This window comes from Streptomyces sp. NPDC001927 (genome assembly GCF_053594455.1).
Genome location: NZ_JBSFEN010000006.1, coordinates 469,577 through 495,863 on the forward strand (window position 1 = coordinate 469,577; position 26,287 = coordinate 495,863).

Below are 26,287 nucleotides of genomic sequence, written 5' to 3' on the forward strand. Positions count from 1 at the left end.
AGGGCTGGGCCGGGTCCGATCAGGTAGACGCTCGGATCGTCCTGGCCTCCTCGCGAGCCCGGAGTGCGGCGGTGGGGTCGCCTGACAGGTCGTGGGTCTTCGCCAGGGTGTCCAGGGCGGTGGCGAGCCAGGTGGTGGAGCCGATGGACCGCCACAGTCGGATGGCGGCTTCGGCTCGGCGGCGGGCGTGGTGCGGGCGGCCGACCGCGAGGTGGGCCTCGGCCAGGGCGTACAGGGTCGCGGCCTCGCCCCAGAGGTTGCCGAACTCGCGGTAGGTCCACAGGCTCTTCGCGAGCAGGCGGCGACCCTCGCCGTGTTCGCCGAGGCGGGTGAGGACGTCGCCCAGCCAGCAGGTGGCGTGGGTCGCGGTGAGGCGGTCGCCGAGTTCCTCGCTGATCGCGGCCGCCTGCCGGTAGGCCTCGGCGGCGTCCGCGTACGCTCCGCGCGCCCGGTGGCTCTGGCCAAGGCAGCGACGGGCCTGGGCCTCCCCCGGCAGGTAGCCCGCGCGCCGGCTGACCAGCAGGCACTCCGTGAACCGGGCCACGGCGGCGTCCACCCGGCCCTGCTCCAGGTCGATGACGCCGAGGCCGTTGGTCGCGTACACCAGACAGTTGACGTTCCCCGCCGACTCGGCCAGCCGGACGGCCGCTTCGAAGTGGTGGACGGCGGAGGCGTACTCGCCGAGCAGCCGGTGCACGTACGCGAGGCCGGCGGTCGCCCCGGCCCGATAGGCCGGTGCCTGCCCCTCGGCGAGCTGCAGGGCCCGCTCGAAGTGGTGCAGGGCTTCCGGGTACCGGTCCAGGATGGTGGTGAGTTCGCCGAGGCACCGGTGGAGTTTCGAGGCGCTGTGTTCGTCGCCGTTGCTCTCCGACACCTTGAGCGCCCGGCTCTGGAGCCGTCCCCAGTCGTCGAAGTGGCTGCCGACCTGGAAGAACGCCGTGAGCGCTGTGGCGAGTCCGGCGGCGGGTGCGGTCTCACCGCGGTCCAGGGCCTGTTCCACCACCCCGACGAGAAACTGACGTTCGTCGTCGAACCAGGCCGGCGGGTCGGCGAGCAGCGGACCGGCGTCGGCATCGGAGAGCCGCCAGGAGACCAGGTCCTTCTGCGGAATGCCCTGGAAGTCGACGCTGAGGGCGTCCGCCGCGTGGTCGGTGAGGTGCAGACTCGCCCCGAGCAACCGGCTGAGCGCGGCCGCGCGGTCGAGGGACGAGAGACCTCGTTCGACCTGCTCACGGGCGAACAGGCGTATCAAGTCGTGGAGTTGATACCGGATTCCCGTCGCGCCGACCGTTCCGGTCTGGACGAGGTGCACCTCGACCAGGTCGTCGAGAACGGCCTCCGCCTCGTCCAGGTGAACGTCGAGGAGTGCGGCGAGCGCCCACGCGGCGAAGGCCGGTCCCGGGAGCAGGGCCAAGGTCCGCAGCGCACGTTGGGCCGACGCGGACATCCCCTGGTACGTGAGTCCGAGACTGGCCCGTACGGCGATGTGGCCGACAGCGAGCTCGTCCAGCTTGCGCTGCTCGTCGGCGAGGGCTCGCGCCACCTTGCTCAGGGGCCAATGAGGTCGCGCGGCCAGGCGGGCACCGGCCACCCAGACGGCCAGGGGCAGCCCGCCGCAGGTCTCGACGATGGAGCGAGCCGCGTCGGGCTCCGCGTCGGTCCGCCCGGGTCCCAGCATCTCGCGCAACAGCGCGAGTGCCGTCGCGGAGCCCAGCACGCCGAGGGCGATGCGGCGGCCGCTCATCTCCGCCAGCGTCGTCCGGCTGGTGATGAGGGCGGCGCACTGCCCGCCGCTCGGCATGAGGTCGCTCAGCTGCTGCGCGTCGGCCGCGTTGTCCAGGACGACGAGTACCCGGCGCTGGGCCAGCAGGGTCCGGTAGAGGTGGACGCGGTCGGCCAGTTCACCGGGGACGCTCCCGCCACTCGTACCGAGGGCGCGCAGGAAGGTGCCGAGGACCGTGTACGGCTCGGCCGGCTCGTCGCCGAAGCCCCGCAGATCGGCGTGGAGTTGACCGTCGGGAAAGCGGGACGCGAGTCCGTGTGCCGCGCGGACGGCGAAGGCCGTCTTGCCGACTCCGGCGGGTCCGGTGACGAGCAGCGTCACCGGACCCGTCGTCGTCGCGTCACCGTGGAACGCCCGGTACACATCTGCCAGTTCGCGTTCCCGGCCGACGAAGAGCGACAGGTCCGGGGGCAGGAGACGGGGGACGAGCTGCCGTCCCGTCGCGTGCGGCGGGGAGACCGGTGCGGCGACGGCCGACGGTGCGGTGGTGAGGGGTGCGGCCGGGCCGCCCAGTGCCAGTTCGGGGTCCGCCGCGAGGATGCGCGCGTGCAGCCGTCGCAGTTCGGCACCCGGGTCGATCCCCAGCTCGTCGGCGAGTCGCCGGCGGGCGCGTTCGTAGCCGTCCAGTGCCTCCGCCTGCCGCCCGCATCGATACAGGGCCAGCATCAACTGCCCGACGACCCGCTCGTCGAGAGGGTACGCGGCCGCGCGGTCGAGCAGCTCGCTCACCAGGCGACCGTGCTGCGCGAGGCGTAATCGGACGTCGACCAGCTCCAGTTGGGCAGTCAGGCGTTCACCGTCGAGGCGGTCGCGCTGCGCGTTGAACCAGGGGGTGTCGACGCCGGCGAACGCGCTGCCCCGCCACAGGCCGAGGGCCTCGCGCCACACCGCCTCGGCCTGTTCGTCGGTGGCCGCCTTCCGGGCCAGGCCGGACAGCTCCCGGAAGCGGTGGACGTCCACCGAGGCGGGTTCGACGGCCAGCCGGTAGCCGCCGCCCCTCTCCCGGGTGAGGGGCGTGGCCGCGGGGGTGGGTCCGCCGCCATGGACGCCCGGGTCGCCCGAGTCGCCCGCCAGTACGTGTCGCAGGCGGGAGACGTATCCGTACAGTTTCGTACGGCCATGAGGTCCGTCGGCCTCTCCCCAGACCCGGTCGACGAGCGCGTCGGACGACACCACCCGGTCCGCGTCGACCAGGAGCGCCGCGAGGACCCGCCGCTGCATCGCGTGCCCCGCGTCGACGGGGACTCCGTTCCGCCGTACCTCGATCGGCCCGAGGACCCCGAAGCACGTGGCCATCGACTCCCCCTCGTGTTCCACCGATTGCCCCCTTGCGGCCACTCTGGGGGCCGCCGTTCTGCGGGCCAAGGCGGATTCCAGCATTTCCGAAGGTTTACCGACGGCCTCCCCCGCACGCTGGGATCCGAGGGGACCGCCCGGGACGGGCGGCTTCATCGGCCCCGACGAGTGCAGCGTCGCGGTGACCGACCGCATCAACAGCTGAACCACACCCGGGAGTTCCGGGATCCTCCATCAGAAGGGAACCTCGTGAAGAAGCGTCTCGCGGGCGCGGCTCTCGCCGCCGCCCTGCTCGCCACACCACTGGCCGTCGCGGCCCCCACGACCGCCAGTGCCGCGCCCGCCGCCTGTACGTCGCCGAGCTGGGGCCCGTACGACCCCGGCTACTCGTTCACGGTCGGCGGCAAGACCTCGCCGCTGCGCTCGGGTCCGAACGCGGACTGCGGCACGCGACTGACCGTGCCCGCGAACACCGAGTTCTCCATCGACTGCCAGTACGAGAACAGCGCGGGGAACCTCTGGTACCACGGTGATGTGTACGTCTCCGGCCGTACCGTCACGGGCTGGATGTACTCCGGCAACCTCGGCAGCGTGTACGAGTCCAACTACGCGTGGTGCTGACCGAGTTCACTGCGGAAGGACCATGCGCGTGCGGGTCATCGCGACCGGCGAACCCAGCACCCGGGCCCCGGGCCCCGGGACACGGGGCTCGGGGCTCGGGGCCCGGGGCCCGGGAAGCGGGCGGGCGCGCACGGGGCTTCCCGTGCGCGTCCGTCGGCGTACCTGAGGTGTGTTGAGTACGGCGTGGAGCGGGACCTGGGTACGGAGGCTCAGGCCACCGCGCGGGGCGCCGGGGAGCATGGCGGCAGACGCAGCCGCCGACCTCGGGGAGAGAACACGTGCTCAGCCGCCTCGCCAGAACCCTGGTGCCCGCCGTGGGCCGACTCACCGTGACCACGGATCCCCAGGCGGAGTTCGCCCCCGGCAGCATCGTCGTCGCGAACCACACCTCGCTCGCCGACCCGGCGATCGTTCTCGCCGCGCTGCACCGCCTCGGCATCGAGCCGGTCGTCGCCGCGACGGCCGGCCTGTGGCGTATCCCGTGGCTCGGCCGGGCGCTCGCCCGCGAGGGCCACATCCCGGTGTACCGCAACAGTGCCCGCGCCGCCGACGCTCTCGACCTCGCCGCCGAGGCCCTGTGCGCCGGGCGGCTCGTCCTCATCTACGGCGAGGGCGGCCTGCCCACGCGCAGGGACGCCGGCGAGGAGCCGCCGGAAGCCTTCCGCACCGGCATCGCCCGGCTGTCGCTCCGTACCGGCGCGCCCGTCGTACCGGTCGGCCAGGCAGGCGCGCGCCGGGTGGTCTCTGGCGGTACGGCCAAGCAGCTCGCCGGCCTCGCCACCGCGCCGGTGCGCCGGCCGGGGCTGCGGGTTCACGTCGGGACGCCGATCGTCCTGACCGGCGACGCGGCGTCCCGGACGGAGCAGGCCCACACCGCCGTGACCACCGCGTGGCGCAAGTCCCTGACGGTCTGACCCGCCACCTGCCACCGCGGGAATCACTCGGCCTGGGGCTCGTCCGAGGCCAGAATGGACGTCTCCAGCTTGCCCAGGAGGCGGGCGATCTGGCGGCGCTCGGCCGGTGACAGGCCCGCGAGCATCCGGCGTTCGTTGTCGAGGTGCTCGGCGAAGACGGCGTCCACCGTCGCCAGGCCCTTGTCGGTGAGACGGGAGTAGACGATCCTGCGGTCGTCGGCGTCGCGTTCGCGGACGATCAGGCCGTCCTTCTCCAGCCGGTCGATCCGCAGGGTCACACCGGCCGAGGAGACGAGGCCGGAGTCGGCGAGCTGTCCGGCGGTGAGCCGGTAGGGCTCGCCCGCCCGCCGCAGGGCGGTGAGCACGTCAAAGCCGGCCACGGACAGGCCGTGCCGCTCGATGGAGGTGGTGAGCCGGGTGCTGTAGCGGAGGAAGGAACGGTGCAGCCGGGCCAGTACTTCGAGCGGGCTCGTGTCCAGGTCCGGGCGTTCGCGCGCCCAGTCCTCGATCACCTTCGCCACGGCGTCCTGGTCCGCCGACTTCGATGCAGCCATCCCCAGCCCCTCGTGCGGGTTCTCACGGTGCTGAGAATCTTACCCCTGAGGGGTTGAGCGGAAAGGGGTGGCGGCCCGAGCGGAGATCACCGCTCGGGCCGCCACCCCCTTCCGGGTACGTCAGGCGTTCATCTCCTCCAGCGTCCTGCCCTTCGTCTCCACCGCGAACCAGGCGATCACCGCACCGACCGCGGCGACCACGGCGAGCTGCGCGAAGACCACCGAGAGGCTGCCGCCCGCGGCGATGACCGCGCCGACGGTGACCGGGCCGATGATCACGCCGAGGCGGTTCCACAGGCCGCCGAAAGCCGCCCCCTTGGCCCGGTTGGCGGTGGGGTACAGCTCGGGCGAGTACAGGTAGAGCCCCGCGTTGATCGCGTAGAGGAAGAAGGTCGTGCAGGACGCGAAGACGGCGACCTGGCCGCCCGAGGTCGCGCCCGCCAGGGCGAGCGCCCCCAGGGAGAGCCCGCCGCCGGTGAGCGCGGCGATCAGTGCGGGCCTGCGGCCGATCCGGTCGACGAGCAGCGCGACGACCAGGGTGCCCAGCAGGCCGGTGACGTTGCTGAGCAGGGTGTAGACGAGTGCCGTGGTCAGGTCGAGGCCGAACTGCTTCGTGTACAGGGACGGCAGCCAGGTCGAGATGCCGTGGTTGACGTAGTAGGCGACGAACCAGAGGCCGGACAGGACCGCCGTGCGCCGCAGATAGCGCCCGCGGAAGAGGTCGCCCCAGCGCCCCGGGGTGGTGCACTCCTCGCGAACGTCCGCGTCCGGCGCGGGCAGCGGCCGCGCGGTGGCGCGGGCGACCTCCGCCTCGATGCGGGCGATGGTCTCCTCGGCCTCCTGCGTACGCCCTCGGGAGAGGAGCCAGCGCGGCGACTCGGCGACATGGCGGGGCAGCAGGGCGGCGATCAGTACGGGAAGGGTGCCGATGACGAACATGGCACGCCAGCCGAAGTTCGGTACCACCCACACCGCGACCAGCGTCGCCGCGGCGAGGCCGGCCGGGAAGATCATCTCGTACAGCAGGACGAAGCGTCCGCGCTTGTCGGAGCGGGCGATCTCGTTGATGTAGGTGGCCGCGACGGGTACGACTCCGCCGATGCCGAGGCCCTGGACGAACCGGAAGAGCGAGAACGTCTCGATGGTGCCGGAGAAGGCGACGGCGAGGCTGGCGAGACCGGTGACGGCGACGCCGAGGGCGACCGTACGCACACGGCCGATCCGGTCGCCCATCCATCCGGCGGCCAGGGCGCCGATGAGCATGCCGAGGGAGGCGGAGGTCACCGCGAGGGTGGCCTGGCCCGTGGTCAGGTGCCATTCCTTCATCAGCACGGGCAGCGCGGAGGCGGCGAGGAGCTGGTCGAACGCCTCGAAGAAGGTGACGGCGCCGATGAGGAAGCGGACCTTGACGTGCCAGCGCGAGTGGGGCAGCCGTTCGAGTCGCGCGGCTATGGAGCCGAGGCCTGGCTTGCCGGCCACAGTCGTCATGGAGGGAGTCCTTCCGCGAACAGAGGAGTTGCCGAGACAGTAAGGGGCACTACCTAAGGGGTCAATGGTTAAGGCCTTAGGAATCTCCCCGTTACCCGATCGCCGTCGACGCGCTGCGCGATCGACACCCCGCTCAGGGCCACCACAGTAACGACTTTCCCTTCGGCTCTTGCGCGGAGATATTTAAGCCCTTAGATTTCAAGCGCTTCGGCAATCCGGGAATCCCTCTCTGCCGAAGCCCAACGTCCGCCGCCTCACCGGAGGTTCTGCCGTGCCTCAGTTCCCCACCGACATCCTCATAGCGGGCCAGTGGCGGCGCGGTGCCGGCGACCCGGTCGACACCGTCGACCCGGCGACCGGACAGGTGATCGCCACCGTCCACTCCGCATCGGCCGAGGAGGTCGCCGAAGCGGCCGAGGCCGCCGCGGAGGCGGTGGCGGACCCGGCCTGGCGGGACCTCCTCCCCCACGAGCGCGCCCGGCTGCTGCACCGGATCGCCGAGCTGACCGAGGAGGCCGCAGGCGAGCTCTCCGCCCTCCAGACCGCCGACACCGGCAAGACCCTCGCCGAGACCCGGGCGCTCGCCCTCAGCGCCGCGGGCACCTTCCGGTACATCGCGGCGGCCCTGGAGACGGCCGAGGACGCGCTCACCCCGCCGCGCGGGGCGTACCTGACGATGAGCGTGCACGAGCCGATCGGTGTCGTCGGGGCGATCAACCCGTGGAACTCCCCCATCGCAAGCGACGCGCAGAAGATCGCCCCGGCCCTGGCCGCCGGGAACGCGGTGCTCCTCAAGCCGGCCGCCTGGACGCCCCTGGTCTCCCTGGCCCTCGGCCGGCTGATCACCCGGGCGCTCGACGAGTTCGGCCTGCCCACCGCGCTCCTGTCCGTGCTCCCGGGAAGCGGCCGGGTGGTCGGCGACGCCCTCGTACGCCACCCCCTCGTCGCCCGTATCGGGTTCACCGGGGGCACCTCGACGGGCCGCTCGATCGCCGCGATCGCGGCGCAGAAGCTGATCCCCGCCTCGCTGGAGCTGGGCGGCAAGTCGCCGACCATCGTCCGGGCCGATGCCGACGTCGAACAGGCCCTGGCCGGTGTGCTGTTCGGGATCTTCTCGTCCAGCGGCCAGTCCTGCATCGCGGGCTCTCGGCTCTTCGTGGCCCGCGAGATCTACGACTCCTTCGTCGGCGAGCTCGTCGAGCGCGTCCGGAAACTGCGCGTAGGGCCCGGAACCGACCCGTCCACCCAGGTCGGCCCCCTCGTGCACCACCGCCACCGCGACGCCGTCGCCGCCTACGTCGACCTCGCCCGGTCCGAGGGCGCGCGCGTGCTGTGCGGCGGATCCGCGCCGGACGGTGAGCGCTACCGGGACGGCGCGTACTACCTGCCGACCGTCCTCGACGGCCTGCCGAACTCCTCCCGCACCTGCCAGGAGGAGATCTTCGGCCCGGTCCTCGTGGCGCTCCCCTTCGACGACGAGGACGACCTGGTCCGCCAGGCCAACGACTCCGTCTACGGGCTCGCCTGCGGCATCTGGACCCGCGACGCGCGAGCGGCCTGGCGGCTGGCCCGCCGGATCGACGCGGGCACGGTCTGGATCAACACGTACAAGCAGTTCAGCGCCGCCACCCCGTTCAGCGGCTGGAAGGAGAGCGGCCTCGGGACGGAGAAGGGCCGTGACGCGATCCGCGCCTACCAACGGCAGAAGTCCCTGTACTGGGGCACCTCCGACGCTCCCCTTCCCTGGGCCAACTGACCCGGCACGTTCCCTGGGCCACCAGTCCCGGCACGCCCGCCCCTCTGGAGAGACTCATGCACCGCACACCGCCCGGTCCGATCGCCCGGCTCCGTTCCCTGCGCTACGTCGAACTGCACACGCCCGCCTTCACCGAGGCCGCCGACTTCTACGAGGAGGTCTGGGGGCTCGAGACCGTCGAGTCCGACACCGGCGCGCGCTGGCTGCGCGGGACCGGCGACGAGCACCATGTCCTGCACCTCACCGAGAGCGAGCGCGTGGGCCTCGGCCGGATCGCGTTCTCCGTCGCCACCCCCGCCGAGGTGGACGAGGCCGCGCGGCGCCTCGAAGCCCGGGGCATCGTCCCCGTCCTCGGCCCCGGACCGCTGGACCAGGCGGGCGGCGGCTACGGGCTGCGGTTCACCGACCCCGAGCGGCGCCTGATCGAGATCAGCGCCCAGGTCGAGGCGGTGGCCCCGCGCGGCCGGGACGGCGCGGTACCCGTCGGCGTCACCCACGCGGTGCTCAACACCGTCGACATCGACGCTGCCGTCGCCTTCTACTGCGACGTCCTCGGGCTGCGCGTCTCCGACTGGTCCGAGCACCAGATGGCGTTCCTGCGATGCAACGCCGACCACCACTGCATCGCCTTCAACCAGGCCGAGTGGACCTCCCTCAATCACGTCGCGTACGAGATGAACTCGGTCGACCACTTCATGCGGGGCCTGGGGCGGCTGCGCCACCACGGCATCACCCCTCAGTGGGGCCCCGGCAGGCACGGCCCCGGCAACAACACGTTCTCCTACTTCACCGATCCGTCCGGCCTCGTCTGCGAGTACACCTCCGAGGTGGCCCAGATCGTCGAGGACGCCTGGATCGCCAGGGTCTGGCGCCGCGTGCCGGAGCTGTCCGACCTGTGGGGGACGGCCGGCCCGCCGTCGAAGGAGATCCGCTGCCACATGGCGGGCACGCCGGACCCCGGCCCGCTCGCCCCTGCCCCCACCGTCACCGACTCCCGGAAGGACTTCGCATGAGCACCGTACGCAAGGTGGGCATCGTCGGCTGGGGCGCGATCGGCCGCGTCGTCGGCACCGCGCTCACGCAAGGAGAGGTGAGCGGCGCCGCGTTGGTGTGCGTCGTCGACAACCGCCCGCTGGGCGAGGCCGCGCCCGCCCCTCAGGTCACCTTCGAGGAGGCCCTGGAACAGTGCGACCTCATCGTGGAGGCCGCAGGGCAGGGCGTCGTACGGGAGTGGGGCGAGCGGGTCCTCGCCTCCGGCACCGATCTGCTGGTCGCCTCGACCGGGGCGCTCACCGACGAGGAGCTCGCGAAGCGGCTGCTCGCGGCGGGCCCCGGCCGGGTGTACTTCACGGGCGGCGCGGTGGGCGGCCTCGACCTGCTCCAGGCCGTACGCTCCCTCGGTCCCGTGGACGACGTCCGGCTGACCACCACCAAGCTGCCCTCGACCCTCGAACAGCCGTGGATGAGCGAGGAGTTGCTCCTTCGGATGCGGACGGCGACCGGTCCGGTCGAGGTCATGTCGGGCACCGCGCGCGAGGTTCCGGTGAAGTTTCCCCGGTCGACGAACGTGGCGGCCTCGGTCGCGCTTGCCGTCGGCGACCTGGACGCTGTGCGGGTCCAGGTCGTCGCCGACCCGGCGGCGCACCGCACGCGGCACGTGATCGAGGCGTCAGGACCGCACGGGACGTACCGCTTCGAGATGGAGCACGTGCCGGACGCGGACAACCCGGCGACCAGCCAGGTCGTGCCGTACGCGGTGCTGCGCAGCCTCGCCGCGATCGCCGGGCGGACGGGGCAGATCCTGTGAGCGGCCGCGTCGACGTGCATGTCGAGGAGGCGGGCGAGCACGGTCCGCTCCTGCTGTGCCTGCACGGCATCGGCTCGTCGTCGGCCGCGTTCGCGCCGCAGCTCGCCGAACTCTCGTCGTACGCGCGGGTCGTCGCCTGGGACGCCCCCGGATACGCCAAGTCGCCCGACCCCGAAGTCCCGCTCACTCTCGACGACTTCGCGGACACGGCGGCCGGCCTCATCCGGGAGCGCGGCGGACGCGGCCATGTGCTAGGCGTCTCCTGGGGCGGCGTCATCGCCCTGCGGCTCGCCGCCCGTCACCCGGAGCTCGTCGCCTCGGTGATCGTCGCCGACTCCAGCCCCGGCTCGGGTACGGACGAGGACAAGGCGGCGGGCATGCGGGCCCGCGCCACCGAGCTGGCCGAACTCGGCCCACGGGCCTTCGCCGAGGCACGCGGACCACGCCTGGTGTCGCCCGGCGCCCCGGACGAGCTGGTCCGGCGGGTCGTGGACACCATGGCGGCCTCGGTGCGGCTGCCGGGATACGCGTACGCCGCCGAGTCCATGGCCGCGGCCGACCTCCGCGCCGAACTGCCCTCGGTCGCCGCACCCTCGCTGGTGCTCTGCGGCGACCAGGACCGGGTCACCGGCATCGAAGCGAGTCAGGCCATCGCCGGAGCCCTCCGCAGGACCGCCTTCGTGATCGTCAAGGACGCCGGTCACCTGGCCAATCAGGAGCAGCCCGGGCGCTTCAACGCCTGGGTCCTCTCCCACCTCCGTATCACCGCACGCATCCCGGAATCCCCGAACAGGAGCCGTTTCCCATGCCTCTGACCACCACCGCGTACGACAACGGCGGCGACCTCGCCGCGTACACCGACTCGCTCATCGCCACCAAGGCCTCCCGTGTGGCGGACTTCGGCACGCTGTCCTTCCAGGAGAAGGCGGGCCCGCAGTACCGCCGGGGCCAGATCCGCTACGTCGGTTCGGGCGCCACCGGCAACCACGAGAGCGACAGCCGCATCCTCCCGTCCGGCGGCTTCACCTTCTCCAACATGCTGCTCCCCCCCGGCGCCGAGGGCCCGGCCCACACCCACCACGACGTCGAGGAGGCCTTCTTCGTCCTGGAGGGCGAGGTCAAGGTCGGCATCCACCGCGGGCCCGACGAGGTCGAGTACCGCACCCTCGGCTACCGCGACATGATCGTCGTCCCGGCCGGCGTGACCCGTTCGCTGAAGAACGAGGGCGACACCGACGCCCTGTTCTGCGTCGTCATCGGCACGCAGAAGCCGCAGGTGCCGACGTACCCCGAGTACTCGCCGATGCACGGTGTCACCCGTGACTGACCCGCGGGTCGTCGTCGTCACCGGGGCGGGCCGTGGCCTGGGCATGGCCATGGCCCGCCGGGCCGGCGAGGACGGCTTCCGGGTCGTCGTCGCCGAGCTGGAGCGGGAGCGGGGAGAGCGGGCCGCCGCACTGCTCCGTGCGGAGGGCGTCGACGCGCGCTTCGTACGCTGCGACGTCGCCGACCCGGCGTCGGTGGACGGCCTTGCGGCGGCCGTGCGCGAGACCGGACCGCTGTACGGCCTCGTCAACAACGCGGCGCTCGCCAACGGAGTGGGCGGCAAAGAGTTCCAGGACCTCGACATCGAGGTGTGGGACCGGCTGATGGCGGTCAACGCCCGCGGCCCCTGGCTGGTGTCGAAGGCCCTGTACCCGCTCTTCGGCTCGCCGGGCCGGATCGTCAACATCGCGTCGGACGCCGCCCTCTACGGCTCGCCGCGCCTGGCCCACTACATCGCCTCCAAGGGCGCGGTCCTCGCGCTGACCCGGGCCATGGCCCGTGAGCTCGGCGACAAGGGGATCACCGTGAACGCGGTCGCCCCCGGGCTCACCGAGTGCGAGGCGACCGAGACCGTACCGGCCGAGCGGCACGACCTCTACCGCGCGAACCGGGCCGTCTCCCGGCCGCAGCAGCCCGAGGACCTCATCGGGGTCGTCTCCTTTCTGCTCGGCGAGGAGTCCCGCTATCTGACCGGACAGGTGATCGCCGTCAACGGCGGATTCACCATGAACTGAGCTGTAGGAGTGACGACTTATGGATCTGGGCCTCGCCGACCGCACGATCGTGGTCACCGGCGGCAGCTCGGGTGTCGGCCTGGCCACGGTCCGCGCCCTGCTCGACGAAGGAGCCCGCGTCGCCACCTGCGGGCGTGACGCCGACCGGATGGCCAAGGCCGCCGCCGGGCTCGGTGCCGGACGTGACCGGCTGATGACCGAGGTCTGCGACGTACGGGACCGTGACGCGGTCGACCGTTTCGTACGCCGTGCCGCCGAGGAGTTCGGGGGCGTCGACGGGCTCGTCAACAACGCCGGGCAGTCCCGGATGAAGGGGCTCGACGACGCGACGCCCGAGGACTGGCGCGACGAGCTGGAGCTCAAGTTCGCCGGGGTCCTCAACCCGCTGCACGCCGCCCGCCCGTACCTCGCCGCCTCCGACGCGGCGAGCATCGTCAACATCAACGCGGTCCTCTCGAAGCAACCCGAGACCCGCCTGATCACCACCAGCGCCGCACGCGCCGGCATCCTCAACCTCTCCAAGTCCCTGTCGATCGAGCTGGCCGGTGACGGCATCCGGGTCAACTCCGTGTGCCTGGGCCTCATCGACACCGGCCAGTGGACCCGCCGCCACGCCGCGGCCGGCACCGGGGAGAGCTACGAGGACTGGCAGGCCGAACTGGCCGCCGACCGCGGGATCGCGCTCGGCCGCCTCGGCAGGGCCGAGGAGGTCGCGTTCGCGGTCGTGACCCTGCTCTCGCCCCGCGCCTCGTACATCACCGGCACCGGCATCGACGTCTGCGGCGGCGTCGGCCGCTCCATCCTCTGAGGAGACACCATGCGTCACGACAACGGAGGAGACCTCCTCGTCGCCGTCCTGCGCGAGCTCGGCGTCGACACCGTCTTCGGCATCGTCAGCGTGCACAACCTGCCGCTGGTGGAGGCCGTCGACCGCGAACTGCGGTTCGTGCCCGTGCGGCACGAGGCCTCGGCCGTCAACGCGGCGGACGCCTACGGAAGGGCCCGCGGCTCGATCGGCTGCGCGCTGACGTCGACCGGTACGGGGGCGGGCAACGCCGCCGGTTCGCTGATCGAGTCGCTGAGCGCGGGCAGCTCCGTGCTGCACATCACGGGCCAGGTGGAGAGCCAATTCCTGGGCAGCGGGCGGGGGTTCATCCACGAGACCAAGGACCAGCTCGGCATGCTCACCGCCGTCTCCGCGTACGCGGCGAGCGTCCCGGACGCCGAGCAGGCGGGTCGGATCCTGCGCGAGGCGGCGCGGGCGGCGCTCGCCGCGCCGGGCGGTCCGGCCAGTGTCGAGTGGCCCATCGACCTCCAGTACGCGGCCCAGACGGACGCTCCCGCGGAGCTTCCCGCCCAGGTCCATCCCGCGCCCACGGCGGGTGAACTCGCGGTCGCCGGCGCCCTCCTGGCCTCGGCCCGCCGCCCGCTGATCTGGGCGGGAGGGGGTGCGGCAGACGCCCGCGACCAGCTCGTCCCCCTGCTTGAGGCGACCGGGGCCGGGCTGCTCACCTCCAACTCCGGTCGGGGCACGGTGCCCGAGGACCATGAGCAGGTCATCGGCAACTTCGCCGCCACCCCCGCCGTACGGGCCCTGCTCGCCGACGCGGACGTGCTGGTCACCATCGGCACCCACTTCCGCTCCAACGAGACCGCCGACTACACACTCGGGCTGCCCGCCGCACACATCCAGATCGACGTCGACGCGGCGGCGCTCGGCCGGGTGTACCCGGTCGCCCACCCGCTGCACGGGGACGCCGCGACCACCCTCGCCGGTCTGGCCACCTACGCCCGGCCCGCCGAGGCCGGCTGGCGCGAACGCGTCGCCTCGGTCCGTACCGAGGTACGAGAGGCACTCCACACCTCGATCGGCCCCCAGGCCGCGATCTGCGAGGCCATCCGCGCCGCCCTGCCCCGCGAGGCGGTCGTCGCACGCGATGTCACGATCGCGTCCAGCAGCTGGGGCAACCGGCTCCTGGAGATGTACGGCACGCGGAACAACGTCTTCCCACGGGGCGGCGGCATCGGGCAGGGCCTCGGCATGGGCATCGGTGCGGCGCTCGCCCGGCCCGACGCGCCGACGGTCGTCATGGCGGGCGACGGCGGGCTCGCCGTACACCTCGGGGAGCTCCTCACCCTCGCCCAGGAACGGCCCCGGCTCACCCTGATCGTCTTCAACGACGGCGGGTACGGCGTGCTGCGCAACATGCAGGACCGCTACGGCGAGCGCCGTTCGGGTGTCGACCTCACGACCCCCGACTTCGAACTCCTCGCGCGTGCCTGCGGGTTGCCCTATCTGCGGATCGCGGCCGAGGAGCACGCCGATCCCGTCATCCGCCAGGCCGTGGCCTCGGACGGGCCGACGCTCGTCGAGGTCGACCTCGCGGCCCTGGGGCCGATGAAGAACCCGTTCACCCCGCCGGTACGGATTCCGGGCCAGTAGCCCGCCCCCGTACCGCTCCCTCACCGGAAGGAGGCACAGACCATGAGTGAGAACGCGCTGAACGAGAGCGGGCTGCGGCTGATCGTCCGCCGTATGACCTGGGAAGCCGAGGGCGTCCTGTCCGTCGAACTCACCGACCCCGACGGCAAGCCCCTGCCCGCCTGGACGGCCGGCGCCCACCTCGACGTCCACGTCGGCGGGCAGGTCCGCCAGTACAGCCTGTGCGGTGACCCGCAGGACGTGGGCGCGTACCGCATCGGGGTGCTCAACGAGCCCTCCTCACGCGGAGGTTCGCGCTACGTGCACACGACGCTCCGTCCCGGCCAGACCGTCACGGTCTCGGAGCCGCGCAACCACTTCGCCCTGGAGGACGCCGACGCCTACGTGTTCGTCGCGGGCGGCATCGGGATCACACCGCTCCTCGCGATGGCCCGGGAGGCCGCGCGGCGAGGCACCCCCTGGCGCATGGTCTACGGCGGCCGGAGCCGGGCGTCGATGGCGTTCGTCTCCGAACTCACCGCGCTCGGCGGTGATGTGACGTTCGTACCGCAGGACGAGGCGGGCCACATCGACCTGGACGCCGCTCTGTCCGGGCTCTCGGACGGCACGCTCGTCTACTCCTGCGGCCCCGAACCACTGCTCACGGCCGTGGAGGCCCGGTGCCCGGAGGGCCGTTTGCGGCTGGAGCGGTTCGCCGCCCCGGCCGTCGAACGGGCCGGGGACGACGAGGCGTTCGAGGTCGAGTGCCGCAGGTCCGGCCTCACGCTCAGCGTCGGCGCGGACACCTCGATCCTCGACGCGGCGGAGAGCGCCGGAATCGCCGTCGACAGCTCCTGCCGCGACGGGATCTGCGGCTCCTGCGAGACCCGCGTGCTCGACGGGACCCCCGACCACCGCGACTTCCTGCTCAGCGAGTCGGAGCAGGCCGCGGGCGCCACGATGATGATCTGCGTCTCGCGGTGCGCCTCGGGGCGGCTGGTCCTCGACCTGTGACCCCGCCTCCCTGATTCCCGATCCCTGATCCCTGCCTGATCCCTGATCCCTGCCTGATCCCTGATCCCTGCCTGATCTCTGATCCCTGCCTGATCTCTGATCCCCTGCATTCTCAGGAGACACCGTGACCACCGACACCACGAGCGACGCGTGGCCGTACCTGGACGTCCACCAGTCCCGTACGCACGAACCCACCGCCTACGAGTACAAGCTCGCCGCGACCCTCGAAGAGGTCTTCACCCACGAGGGCCACGAGCTGGCCGACGTGGTGCGCGGGCTCAACGCCCGCAAGGTCCATGCCGCCGACGGCGCGCCGTGGACCGAGGAGTCCTTCCGCGCCGAGATGAACCGACTGGGAGCCTGACGTGACGCTGTCGTCCACCGCCACCGCCGACCACATCTACGCCACCGGTCTGCGCAACCAGTGGCACCCCGTCGTCCCTTCGCGCTTCGTCGCTCCGGGCGCGATGCGCAAGGTGACCGCGCTCGGTGAGCAGTGGCTGCTGTTCCGCCGTTCCGACGGCCACCTCTCCATGCTCGCCGACCGCTGCCCCCACCGGGGCGCACCTCTGTCGCTCGGGAAGCACCTCGGTGACCGGGTGGCGTGCTGGTACCACGGCGTCGAGGTAGAGACCGACGGGACGGTCTCCTCCGTCCCCGGGCTGCCCGGCTGCAACCTGGAGGGCAAGAAGCTCGTCACCTCGCTGCCCGTGCGCGAGGTCGGCGGCGCGATCCTCGCCTACTTCGGCGACGGGAACCACCCCGAGCCGGTGGACCTGACGCTGCCGGAGCCGCTGACGGACCCGGAGGTGGACGCGTTCCTGTGCTACGCCGAATGGGACGTGCCCTGGCGGTACGCCGTGGAGAACCTCCTCGACCCGATGCACGGCGCCTTCCTCCACCACGAGTCGCACACGATGTTCGACGGCGACACGACGGCCAAGTTCCGCATCCGGGAGACCGACCGCGGCTACTTCTTCGAGAAGACCGACCAGCGGGGCGTCAACTTCGACTGGGTCGAGCTGTGCCGTACCGGTGTGGACTGGGTCGACCTGTCCATCCCGTACCCGCCGTCGGCCGGCCCCGGCGGACCGTTCGGCATCGTGGGCATGGTCTGCCCGGTGGACGCCGAGCGCAGCGGGGTCTTCTTCTGGCGCTACCGCCGTGTCGCCGACTGGCAGCGCGCGACCTGGCGCTTCCTCTACCGGACGCTGATCGAGAAGCGGCACTGGGAGGTCCTGGAGCAGGACCGCGTGATGCTGGAGGCCATGCCCGCGGACGCCGACCAGCAGGAGAACCTCTACCAGCACGACCTCGGGGTCGTACGGCTCCGACGACTGTTCCGGGCAGCTGCGGAGGCCCAGTCGTCGGCGTCTTCCTTGGCCGGAGCCTGACCGAAGCGGCGCCATCCGCGATACGGGTGTGCCCCGCCAGCCCCGAGGCGGGACGAGGCACACCCGTCGGGAACAGCGCCGGGGCGAACCGGCGCTGCCGGCCGCTTCGAGTCGGTCGTGAGGGGTGACACTGGTGCACCGCACCGGAGTTGTGGTTTGCTCGACCCATGAGCCTTCTCGTGATGCGTCGACACGTGGACTACGTGCGCGTCACGACCATGGCCTGTTCCGGCTGACATCGAGGCCTCGACCCGGCGTCCGGACAGCCACGCGCTCACCCCGAACAGCTTCTGGGTGCCCCCTGACGGCCTCGTCCTGCCCCGCGGCCGCCGTTCCTTCCGCCTTGCCTTCTGGCAGTGGACGCGCGGCCGTGCACACACCATCCGTATCAGCAGGAGGAGACGCATGAGCGTCCGTGGCATCCCCGACACCCGCGAGACCGTCGACACCGACACCACCGGCACCCCCGATCCGGCGCGCTTCGCCGTGGAATGGGAGGAGTGGCACCAGGACAAGGACGCCCGGCTCGCCGCCGAGCACGGCTTCCTCGCGGTGACCGGTCTGCACTGGCTCTCCGAAGAGCCGCAGAGCTTCCCCGGCACGCCCGGCACCTGGTCGACGGGGCCCGAGGGCGTCACCGTCGACCTCGACGAGGGGACGGAATTCGTCGTCGACGGCACGGTGGTGCGGGGGAAGTACCTCTTCGGCGTCATTCCGGAGCGCGGCGGCATCAACGCCGTCTGGAACGACACCGTGATCGAGGTCGCCAAGCGCGGCGGCCACGACGTGGTCCGGCCGCGCCACCCCGACCACCCGCTGCGGACCGCCTTCACCGGGACGCCCGCGTACGCCCCCGATCCGCGCTGGGTGGTGACCGGCCGCTACGAGGCCTTCGACGAGCCGCGACCGACCACGGTCGGCGCCTCCGTCGAGGGACTTCGGCACGTGTACGACGCTCCGGGCCGTATCGTCTTCCGGCTGGACGGACGGGAGTTGAGCCTGACCGCGTTCAACGGGTTCACACCCGGCAGCCTCACGGTGCTGTTCACCGACGAGACCTCGAGTGTCACCACGTACGCGGCCAACCGCCAGCTCGGTGTGGACGAGCCCGGACCCGACGGGGCGGTCGTGCTCGACTTCAACCGGGCCACCAATCTGCCCTGCGCCTACACCGACTTCGCGACCTGCCCTCTGCCCCCGGCCGAGAACCGACTGCCCGTGGCGGTCGAGGCCGGGGAACGCATCCCGCGGGAGCGCGGCTCGGTCGACTGACGGAACGCGCACGTGTTGCCGCGGTATGGCGACGGCATGACGAACTCGTGGCGGCATCGCACGTCGTCCCGTTGTCGCCGTACCGCGCGCCTAGCATCTCGGGAACGGCCCTGTCACCTGCTCGGTGCAGGGCCACTCCCCCGTCGCTGCCAAGGGCAGGATCGCCATGAGCATCTCCCCCACTCCCACCGCCCCCCTCACCGTCGGCCAGGCTGAGCCGCAGCTCCCCGAGCTGTACGTGGTCGACGTCCGCACCCCGGGCGAGTTCGCGTCCGGCCACCTGCCCGGCGCCGTCAACGTCCCCCTCGACCGCCTCCAGGACAGCGTTTCCGATCTGCGGGCCGCCGCTGCCGACCAGACCCTCCTCCTGGTGTGTGCCTCCGGTGCCCGCTCCGAGAAGGCCGCCTCGGCGCTCGCCGCTCACGGGATTGCCGCGGCGAGCCTCTCCGGCGGCACCCGGGCCTGGGCCGCCGCCGGCCACGTGCTGGAGTTCCCGCCCGGCCCCGTACGGGCGGTCTGGGGGATGGAGCGTCAAGTCCGCTTCACCGCAGGCATCCTGGTCCTGCTCGGCCTGGCCCTCGGCCTGCTCGTCCACCCGGCGTTCCAACTGTTGTCGGCCGGAATCGCCGGAGGCCTGGTCTTCTCCGCCCTCACCGACACCTGCGGTATGGCCGCGGTTCTCAGCCGGCTTCCCTTCAACCGACGGGGCGCGGCACCTCACGCGTGACGAGTCGTCACAGAGGTGCGTCGCGCAAGTCCCTGACGTACCAGTCGAACCGTGCGGCCTCGTCGCTGCGCGGCTGCCTTCCGGGCGTGAATCCCGCCCGCCGCGCGACCGCGGCGGATGCGGGATTCTCCGGATCGACCTGGATCACCGCCTCCTGCCCGCCCTCGGTGGCCGCGTACCGGGCCGCCAGGACGACTGCGCGGGTAGCCAGGCCATGCCCTCTCCACGACGGATAGAGGCCGTAGGCAACATTCACCTGGCCGGGAGCCAAGCCCTCCCCTGCGAACCGCAGGTCGATCGTCCCCGCGAGCGCCTCGCCGGCAGCCATCCTGATCCCGAAAGCGCGCAGGGGGCCGGCCGTGCTCCACTGCTCCCTGCAGTGCCGGAAGTACGCTTCCACACCCTCGCGCGTGCCGGGACCGCCGTTGAGCCAGCGAACCAGCAACTCATCCTCGCCCGCGAGATGCGCCTCCACATCGTCCGGGCTCAGCGGCGACAGAGTGATGATCCCGTCGGACAGTCTCACTTCATGCATCCACCGATTCTTGACGCCGAACCCGCGTCGCACCATCGGATTCCGCACGACGTCCGCCCGGAGCCGTCCCACCTTTCGGGCCGGTTGTGAACGCCGTACTTCGCGCGTATGGCATGCGATTCAGTATGCGAGACGCGGCAGGACAAGATATTGACGTGTCCGGATTCCACTGCAAGTCTCTTGGCCGTGAGCAGTTCTGAGAACCTCGCCGCGCGGCTCCACGTCGATCTTCGACGTCAAGCCAGCGCCATCTGTGCTGTCGGTCGATAGACCCACCGGCAGGCCTCTTTCTCCTGCCCGCCGGATTTCCTCTCCGGCCAGTTTTCCTTTCCCGCCGTTCGGCGGTTCCCATTCCCTTGCTCGGAACCCTGGCACGCGCCTTTCCGCATAGGCGCCATCCAGCCGTTCCATCGAATGTGAACAGGATTCTCCATGACCACGATGGCGTCGACCCGACGACAGTTTCTCACTCTGCTCGGCCTTTCCGCGGTCGCGGTGAGCTGCGGCACATCCGCCGCAGGGACCTCCGGCAAGGGCCAGACGCGGACGCTGCGCTACCAGGGCTGGGCAGGGCAGGTCACCTTGCCGGAGCTGGCCGAGGACCTCGGCTATCTGGGGGATGTGAAGCTGGAGTGGGTCGGCAACACGATCAGTGGGCCGCAGGACATCCAGTCGGCGGCCACCGGCCAGACGGACTTCGGTGGCGCGTTCAACGGCGCGGTCGTCAAACTGGCCGCGAACAAGACCCCCATCAAGGCCGTCATCAGCTATTACGGCTCCGACCAGCACGCCTACAACGGCTATTACGTCCTCAAGGACAGCCCGATCCGCTCCGCCCGCGATCTCGCCGGCAAGAAGGTCGGGATGAACACGCTCGGAGCCCACGCGGAGGCGATGCTCGACATCTATCTCCAGCGCGGCGGCCTTTCCGGCGCGGAGATCGACAAGGTCGAGCCGCTGGTCGTGCCTCCGGTGAACACCGAGCAGTCGTTGCGCCAGAAGCAGATCGAGGTGGCCGTACTCGGCGGCATTCTGCGGGACAAGGCCCTCGCTACCGGTGGAATCCGGCCGCTCTTCACGGACTTCGAACTGCTCGGCGCCTTCAGCGCCGGCACGTACGTGATGACGGACCGCTTCCTCAAGCAGAACCCCGACACGGCTCGGACCTTCGTCACCGCTGTCGGACGGGCCATCGAGTGGTCGCGCACCACTCCGCGCGCCGAGGTCATCGCCCGGATGACGGACATCGTGAAGAAGCGCGGTCGCAACGAGGACACCTCACCCCTCAAGTACTGGCGGTCCTACGGCGTCGCCGAGACGGCGGGCCGGATCACCGGCAAGGAACTCCGACTCTGGATCGACTGGCTGGCCGAACGCGGCGACATCCAGAAGGGCCAGGTGAAGGTGGACGACCTCTACACCAATGAGTTCAACGCCTCACCGGCCACCTCACCGACCACCTCCCCGTCGACGAGCGGGAGCTGATCCCATGCCGACCTCCACTACACCCAAGATCGTGTTCGAGGACATACGGAAGGTCTTCACGGTCAAGGACTCCCCGAAGCCTAGGGAGTTCACGGCCGTCGACGGCATCGACCTGGAGATAGCGGCGGGCGAGTTCGTCGTCCTCGTCGGGCCCAGCGGCTGCGGCAAGTCGACGCTGCTCGATCTGCTCGGCGGTCTCGCCCGGCCCACCGGCGGACGGATCCTGCTGGACGGCGAACCCGTCACCGGTCCCGGCCTGAACCGCGGCATCGTCTTCCAGCAGTACGCGCTGCTGCCCTGGCGCACGGCGCAGGGAAACGTCGAGTTCGGCCTGGAGGCCACCGGCGTACCGCGCCGCCAACGCAGCGCACGGGCACGGGAGTTCCTGGATCTGGTCGGCCTGTCCGGGTTCGAGAACCGGCATCCGCATGAGCTGTCGGGCGGGATGCGGCAGCGGGTGGCGATCGCCCGCAGTCTGGCGTACGACCCTGACGTACTGCTCATGGACGAGCCGTTCGCCGCGCTGGACGCCCAGACCCGTGAGTTGTTGCAGGACGAACTGCTCCGCATCTGGCAGCGCACGGGGAAGACCGTCGTCTTCATCACGCACAGCATCGACGAGGCCGTCTATCTGGGGCAGCGCGTCGCCGTCATGACGTCCAGGCCGGGCCGCATCAAGCAGGTCGTGCCGGTCACCCTCGGCTCCCGCGCCGGTACGGACGACATCCGCTCCACTCCCGAGTTCGCACGCCACCGTCACCAGATCTGGTCGCTGCTCCACGACGAGGTGGCCAGGGCCCAGCAGTTGGAGAAGCAGGAGGCATCCGTATGAGCCTCACGACCCGCACCACCGCCACGCCCACCACCACGCCCACCACCACCGACAAGACTCCCCCGCCGGTCCCTGCCCGCCTCGACGAAGGCGACCACTCCCCCGCCCGGCCGGTCCCCGTCCGGCACGCGCTGCGACGGCTGACCTCCCTCATCGCGACCGGGGTCACCAAGTCCGCGGCGATCGTGGCCCTGCTCCTGCTGTGGGAGACCGCTCCCCGGCTCGGCCTCGTCGACCGGACCTTTCTGCCCCCGTTCAGTGAGGTCGCCGTCGCCTGGTGGGCGCTGGCGGCCGACGGGCAGCTCGCCGACAACACCTTCGCCAGCCTGGTGCGCTCGTTCAGCGGATTCGGTCTGGCCGTGGCCCTCGCCGTACCCCTCGGTCTGCTGATCGGCTGGTACCGGCCCGTCGCCGATCTGCTCGGTCCGCTGCTCGAGGTGTTCCGCAACACCGCCGCGCTGGCCCTGCTGCCGGTCTTCGTCCTGCTCCTGGGCATCGGGGAGACCTCGAAGATCTCCATCGTGGTGTACGCGTGCACCTGGCCGATCCTGCTCAACACCATCAGCGCCGTACGCAGTGTCGACCCCACACTCCTCAAGCTCGCGAAGTCGATGGACCTGTCCGCACCCCGGCTCTTCCAGAAGGTCATCCTGCCGTCCGCCGTGCCCGTGATGTTCACCGGCATCCGGCTGGCCGGAGCGGGGTCGATCCTGGTCCTGGTCGCCGCCGAGATGATCGGTGCCAAGGCGGGGCTGGGCTATCTGATCAACGCCTCGCAGTACAACTTCGCGATCCCGCAGATGTACGCGGGCATCGTCACGATCTCCGCCATCGGCGTGACCTTCAACCAGCTCCTGGTGGTCCTGGAGCGGCGCCTCAGCTCCTGGCGCGTGTCCGCCGGCGATTGATCCGGCCCTCTCGCCCTCATCCGATCGCCCCACCGCCCACGATCCGAGGAACCTCATGCCCGCGACCAGCCCCCGCCACCTCCATCTCAACGCCTTCCTGATGAACGCCGGCCACCACGACGCCGCCTGGCGCCACCCCCGTACCCAGCCCGCACGGGTCACCGATCTGCGCTACTTCCAGCACCTCGCGCAGACCGCCGAGCGCGGGCTGCTCGACTCGGTCTTCCTCGCCGACGGTCTCGCCCTGTGGGGGAACGCCCGCTACAACGCGCTCGGCGGCTTCGAACCCCTCACGCTGCTGTCCGCGCTCGCGGCGGTCACCGAGCACGTGGGACTGATCGCCACCGTCTCCACCACCTTCAACGAGCCCTTCCACACCGCCCGCAAGTTCGCCTCCCTCGACCACATCAGCGGCGGCCGCGCCGGCTGGAACATCGTCACCTCGGGCACTGTCAACGAGGCCCGCAACTTCGGCCAGGAGGAGCACCTGGAGCACCGGCTCCGCTACGAGCGCGCCCGGGAGTTCGTCGACGTCACCACCAAGCTGTGGGACAGCTGGGAGGACGACGCGATCCTGCTCGACCGTGAGGGTGGCGTCTACGCGGACACCGATCGGGTGCGGCAGATCGATCACCGCGGTGAGTACTTCGGAGTGCAGGGTCCACTGAACGTTCCGCGCAGCCCTCAGGGCCACCCGCTGCTCGTGCAGGCCGGTTCGTCGGAGGACGGGAAGGAGTTCGCCGCGCAGTACGCCGAGGCGGTCTTCACCGCCCAGCAGACCCTCGCCGACGGCCAGGCGTTCTACAAGGACCTCAAGTCCCGGCTGGCCCGCCACGGCCGCAGCGAGGACCAACTCCTCGTGCTTCCGGGCATCGCCCCCGTCATCGGCTCGACGGAGGCCGAGGCACGCGCGCTCGAACAGGAGCTGACGGAGCTGCAGATCCCCGAGTACGGGCTCGCCCAGCTGTCCGGGATGCTCGGCACCGATCTGACGGGACTGGCGCTGGACGGCCCGCTGCCCGAGCTGCCCGAGGAACGGGACATCAACGGCAACAAGAGTCGGTTCACGCTCGTCGCCGAACTCGCCCGCCGCGACGGCCTGACCGTACGCGAGCTCATCGCCCGCCTCGGCGCCGGGCGCGGTCACCGCGTCTTCGCCGGCACTCCGGAGCAGATCGCCGACGAGCTCCAGGAGTGGTTCACGGAGGGCGCCGCCGACGGCTTCAACATCATGCCGCCCCTGCTGCCGGGCGGGCTGGAGGACTTCGTCGACCACGTCGTACCGATCCTGCAGCAGCGCGGCCTGTTCCGGACGGAGTACAGCGGCCGCACGCTGCGCGAGCACTACGGCCTCGCCCGCCCCGCCAACCGGCTGGCCCTGGCGGCCGCGGCGCAGGAGCGACCCGCATGACCGGACCCGACCTCACCACGGACGTCCTGGTGGTCGGCGGCGGCCCCGCGGCGACCTGGGCGGCGCTCAAGGCGGCCCAGACCGGGGCGGACGTGGTCCTCGCCGACAAGGGCTACTGCGGCACGAGCGGCGCCACGGCCTCGAGCGGCACCGGAGTCTGGTACGTCCCGCCGGAACCCGCGGCGCGCGAGGCGGCCATGGCGAGCCGGGAGGCGCTGGGCGGGTTCCTGGCCGACCGGCGCTGGATGGCGCGGGTCCTCGACCAGACGTACGCGGGCATGAACGAGCTCGCGGTGGCAGCTCGCTACCCCTTCCCCACCGGGCCGGACGGGCAGCAGCTCAGGAACGGCCTGCAGGGTCCTGAGTACATGCGCAGGATGCGGATCCGCGTCCAGCGGTCCGGGGCGCGGATCCTCGACCACAGTCCGGTCACGGAACTGCTCACCGACCCCTCCGGGGCGGTCGCGGGCGCCCGGGGGCACCGGCGTCAGGCCGGACAGGCGTACCGGGTGCGCGCCGGGGCGGTCGTCCTGGCCACGGGCGGCTGCGCGTTCCTCAGCGGTGCGCTGGGCTGCAACGTCAACACCGGGGACGGTGCCCTGTTCGCCGCGGAGGTGGGCGCGGAGCTGTCCGGCATGGAGTTCTCGAACGCGTACGGCATCGCCCCTGAGGGCACCTCCGTCACGAAGACCGCGTTCTACTCCTTCGCCACCTTCTACCGCGAGGACGGGACGGTCCTGGAGGGTGCGGCCAGCCAGGGCGGCCGGTCCGTCATCGCGAGGACGCTGCTCAGCGAGAAGGTGTACTGCCGCCTGGACCGGGCGGACGCGGCCGCACGGCACGCGATGCGACTGGCCCAGCCGAACTTCTTCCTCACCTTCGACCGGCTCGGCATCGATCCCTTCACCCAGCGCTTCGCCATCACCCTGCTCGCCGAGGGCACCGTGCGCGGCACCGGGGGCATCCGTATCACCGGGGAGGACTGCTCGACCACCGTCCCCGGGCTCTACGCGGCCGGGGACGCGGCCACTCGCGAGGCGATCTGCGGCGGCTTCACGGGCGGTGGCAGCCACAACGCCGCGTGGGCCATCTCCTCCGGTACGTGGGCGGGCCAGGGCGCGGCGCGTCACGCCTTCTCGCTCGGTTTCCGCTCCGCGGCGCGCCGTACGGTCGCGGCGGGCGAGGCCGGGCTCCGGCCCAGCGGAACACCGGGCCCGGCCGGCGGCTTCCGTGCGGTGGTCACGGCGGTGCAGGGCGAAGTGCTGCCGTACGAGAAGAACTACTTGCGCCACGGTGAGCGGCTCACCGCCTCCCTCCGGGTCCTCGACAGCGTCTGGGAGGAGCTGCGGGCCACGCTGCACGCCGAGGGCGGGGACGTGGTGCGGGCCCGGCAGGCGGCGGCGATGGCGGCGCATGCCCGCTGGATGTACGCGGCGGCGCTCGCCCGCACCGAGACGCGCGGCATGGCGAAGCGGCTCGACTTCCCGGCGCAGGACCCCGGGCAGCACCACCGCATCGTCACCGGCGGTCTCGACCGGGTGTGGACCCGGCCCGAGCCCCTGACCACCACACCGGTGACCATCACACCGGACGTGCCCCTGGAGGTGGCCTCGTGATCGAACTGGTCTCGGCCGAACGCTGCATCACCTGCGACAAGTGCATCAAGGTCTGCCCCACCGACGTCTTCGACCGGGGCGAGGACGGCGTGCCGGTACTCGCCCGCCGCGACGACTGCCAGACGTGCTTCCAGTGCGAGGCGAACTGCCCCGCCGACGCGCTGTACGTCTCGCCCCGGACCCGTCCACTGCCCGCCGACGACCCCGCGCGCGACGAGGAACACCTGGCCCGTACCGAGCTCCTCGGCAGCTACCGCCGGCACATCGGCTGGGGACGCGGCCGCACACCCGGCGCGCTGCGCGCTGTCGGCCCTCCCCTCGGAACGCCCGGTTCCCAGGGCGGCCACTCACTGCCCATCACCTCCTGAACACCCCCTGCATCGCCTCCCGAA

General features: G+C 71.5%; 25 protein-coding genes. 21 read left to right on the forward strand and 4 right to left on the reverse strand.

What is annotated here, in order from left to right; translation table 11 throughout:
* Positions 1-19: 19 nt before the first annotated feature.
* On the reverse strand, positions 20-3,100 hold the full coding sequence (locus tag ACWCO8_RS19360; RefSeq protein WP_451033238.1) for an AfsR/SARP family transcriptional regulator: 3,081 nt from the start codon (positions 3,098-3,100) through the stop codon (positions 20-22).
* 228 nt (positions 3,101-3,328) lie between these two features.
* Here ACWCO8_RS19360 and ACWCO8_RS19365 point away from each other — a divergent pair, with 228 nt between their 5' ends.
* Positions 3,329-3,700 carry an SH3 domain-containing protein gene (locus tag ACWCO8_RS19365; protein WP_451033239.1) on the forward strand — a complete coding sequence of 124 codons (372 nt, stop codon included), beginning with the start codon at positions 3,329-3,331 and terminating at the stop codon, positions 3,698-3,700.
* A 278-nt stretch (positions 3,701-3,978) separates the two neighbouring features.
* The gene (locus ACWCO8_RS19370; protein ID WP_451033240.1) at positions 3,979-4,614 is read left to right on the forward strand and encodes a lysophospholipid acyltransferase family protein; all 636 of its coding nucleotides are present in this window, start codon (positions 3,979-3,981) and stop codon (positions 4,612-4,614) included.
* 23 nt (positions 4,615-4,637) lie between these two features.
* Here ACWCO8_RS19370 and ACWCO8_RS19375 read toward each other — a convergent pair whose 3' ends face one another.
* Together ACWCO8_RS19375 and ACWCO8_RS19380 are read right to left on the reverse strand one after the other, a co-directional pair.
* The gene (locus tag ACWCO8_RS19375) at positions 4,638-5,168 is read right to left on the reverse strand and encodes a MarR family winged helix-turn-helix transcriptional regulator (protein WP_451033241.1); all 531 of its coding nucleotides are present in this window, start codon (positions 5,166-5,168) and stop codon (positions 4,638-4,640) included.
* Positions 5,169-5,288: 120 nt separating this feature from the next.
* Positions 5,289-6,656 carry an MFS transporter gene (locus ACWCO8_RS19380; protein ID WP_451033242.1) on the reverse strand — a complete coding sequence of 456 codons (1,368 nt, stop codon included), beginning with the start codon at positions 6,654-6,656 and terminating at the stop codon, positions 5,289-5,291.
* A 271-nt stretch (positions 6,657-6,927) separates the two neighbouring features.
* Between ACWCO8_RS19380 and ACWCO8_RS19385 the strand changes: the two genes are divergently transcribed.
* From ACWCO8_RS19385 to ACWCO8_RS19445, 13 genes are all read left to right on the forward strand, one after another.
* Complete coding sequence (locus ACWCO8_RS19385) at positions 6,928-8,412, forward strand: aldehyde dehydrogenase family protein (RefSeq protein WP_451033243.1); 1,485 nt, start codon at positions 6,928-6,930, stop codon at positions 8,410-8,412.
* A 56-nt stretch (positions 8,413-8,468) separates the two neighbouring features.
* The gene (locus ACWCO8_RS19390) at positions 8,469-9,425 is read left to right on the forward strand and encodes a VOC family protein (RefSeq protein WP_451033244.1); all 957 of its coding nucleotides are present in this window, start codon (positions 8,469-8,471) and stop codon (positions 9,423-9,425) included.
* Complete coding sequence (locus ACWCO8_RS19395) at positions 9,422-10,219, forward strand: aspartate dehydrogenase domain-containing protein (RefSeq protein ID WP_451033245.1); 798 nt, start codon at positions 9,422-9,424, stop codon at positions 10,217-10,219. Before ACWCO8_RS19390 ends, ACWCO8_RS19395 begins: the two co-directional genes overlap by 4 nt.
* The gene (locus ACWCO8_RS19400) at positions 10,216-11,034 is read left to right on the forward strand and encodes an alpha/beta fold hydrolase (protein WP_451033246.1); all 819 of its coding nucleotides are present in this window, start codon (positions 10,216-10,218) and stop codon (positions 11,032-11,034) included. Before ACWCO8_RS19395 ends, ACWCO8_RS19400 begins: the two co-directional genes overlap by 4 nt.
* Entirely contained in the window at positions 11,025-11,546 is a 522-nt protein-coding gene (locus tag ACWCO8_RS19405) for a cupin domain-containing protein (protein ID WP_362009287.1), read from the forward strand. The genes ACWCO8_RS19400 and ACWCO8_RS19405 overlap by 10 nt, the downstream gene beginning before the upstream one ends.
* Positions 11,539-12,279 (forward strand): SDR family oxidoreductase, encoded by a 741-nt coding sequence (locus ACWCO8_RS19410; protein ID WP_451033247.1) that lies wholly within the window; start codon positions 11,539-11,541, stop codon positions 12,277-12,279. The genes ACWCO8_RS19405 and ACWCO8_RS19410 overlap by 8 nt, the downstream gene beginning before the upstream one ends.
* 19 nt (positions 12,280-12,298) lie before the next feature.
* Positions 12,299-13,087 (forward strand): SDR family oxidoreductase, encoded by a 789-nt coding sequence (locus ACWCO8_RS19415; RefSeq protein WP_451033248.1) that lies wholly within the window; start codon positions 12,299-12,301, stop codon positions 13,085-13,087.
* A 9-nt stretch (positions 13,088-13,096) separates the two neighbouring features.
* Entirely contained in the window at positions 13,097-14,722 is a 1,626-nt protein-coding gene (locus tag ACWCO8_RS19420; protein WP_451033249.1) for a thiamine pyrophosphate-binding protein, read from the forward strand.
* Positions 14,723-14,764: 42 nt separating this feature from the next.
* On the forward strand, positions 14,765-15,715 hold the full coding sequence (locus tag ACWCO8_RS19425; protein ID WP_451033250.1) for a PDR/VanB family oxidoreductase: 951 nt from the start codon (positions 14,765-14,767) through the stop codon (positions 15,713-15,715).
* Positions 15,716-15,839: 124 nt separating this feature from the next.
* Positions 15,840-16,079: a recombinase-like helix-turn-helix domain-containing protein gene (locus tag ACWCO8_RS19430; RefSeq protein WP_451033251.1), complete on the forward strand. Its 240-nt coding sequence runs from the start codon at positions 15,840-15,842 to the stop codon at positions 16,077-16,079.
* Between the two features lies 1 nt (position 16,080).
* Positions 16,081-17,109 carry a Rieske 2Fe-2S domain-containing protein gene (locus ACWCO8_RS19435; RefSeq protein ID WP_451033252.1) on the forward strand — a complete coding sequence of 343 codons (1,029 nt, stop codon included), beginning with the start codon at positions 16,081-16,083 and terminating at the stop codon, positions 17,107-17,109.
* 405 nt (positions 17,110-17,514) lie between these two features.
* A complete protein-coding gene (locus ACWCO8_RS19440) occupies positions 17,515-18,381 on the forward strand; it encodes a DUF1684 domain-containing protein (RefSeq protein ID WP_451033253.1) in 867 nt (288 codons plus the stop codon).
* A 166-nt stretch (positions 18,382-18,547) separates the two neighbouring features.
* A complete protein-coding gene (locus ACWCO8_RS19445) occupies positions 18,548-19,108 on the forward strand; it encodes a rhodanese-like domain-containing protein (RefSeq protein ID WP_451033254.1) in 561 nt (186 codons plus the stop codon).
* A 7-nt stretch (positions 19,109-19,115) separates the two neighbouring features.
* Here the strand turns inward: ACWCO8_RS19445 and ACWCO8_RS19450 are convergent, their stop codons facing one another.
* Positions 19,116-19,643, reverse strand: coding sequence for a GNAT family N-acetyltransferase (locus ACWCO8_RS19450; protein WP_451033255.1), 528 nt, complete (start codon positions 19,641-19,643; stop codon positions 19,116-19,118).
* Between the two features lie 432 nt (positions 19,644-20,075).
* Between ACWCO8_RS19450 and ACWCO8_RS19455 the strand changes: the two genes are divergently transcribed.
* From ACWCO8_RS19455 to ACWCO8_RS19480, 6 genes are read left to right on the forward strand one after another with little or no spacing between them, the layout of a single operon-like run.
* Complete coding sequence (locus tag ACWCO8_RS19455) at positions 20,076-21,128, forward strand: ABC transporter substrate-binding protein (protein WP_451033256.1); 1,053 nt, start codon at positions 20,076-20,078, stop codon at positions 21,126-21,128.
* 4 nt (positions 21,129-21,132) lie between these two features.
* Positions 21,133-21,960: an ABC transporter ATP-binding protein gene (locus ACWCO8_RS19460; RefSeq protein WP_451033257.1), complete on the forward strand. Its 828-nt coding sequence runs from the start codon at positions 21,133-21,135 to the stop codon at positions 21,958-21,960.
* Positions 21,957-22,868, forward strand: a complete 912-nt coding sequence (locus tag ACWCO8_RS19465) for an ABC transporter permease (RefSeq protein ID WP_451033258.1) — start codon at positions 21,957-21,959, stop codon at positions 22,866-22,868. The genes ACWCO8_RS19460 and ACWCO8_RS19465 overlap by 4 nt, the downstream gene beginning before the upstream one ends.
* 55 nt (positions 22,869-22,923) lie before the next feature.
* Positions 22,924-24,279: an LLM class flavin-dependent oxidoreductase gene (locus tag ACWCO8_RS19470; RefSeq protein ID WP_451033259.1), complete on the forward strand. Its 1,356-nt coding sequence runs from the start codon at positions 22,924-22,926 to the stop codon at positions 24,277-24,279.
* Positions 24,276-25,895: an FAD-dependent oxidoreductase gene (locus ACWCO8_RS19475; RefSeq protein ID WP_451033260.1), complete on the forward strand. Its 1,620-nt coding sequence runs from the start codon at positions 24,276-24,278 to the stop codon at positions 25,893-25,895. Before ACWCO8_RS19470 ends, ACWCO8_RS19475 begins: the two co-directional genes overlap by 4 nt.
* Positions 25,892-26,263, forward strand: a complete 372-nt coding sequence (locus ACWCO8_RS19480; RefSeq protein ID WP_451033261.1) for a 4Fe-4S dicluster domain-containing protein — start codon at positions 25,892-25,894, stop codon at positions 26,261-26,263. The genes ACWCO8_RS19475 and ACWCO8_RS19480 overlap by 4 nt, the downstream gene beginning before the upstream one ends.
* Positions 26,264-26,287 lie beyond the last annotated feature (24 nt).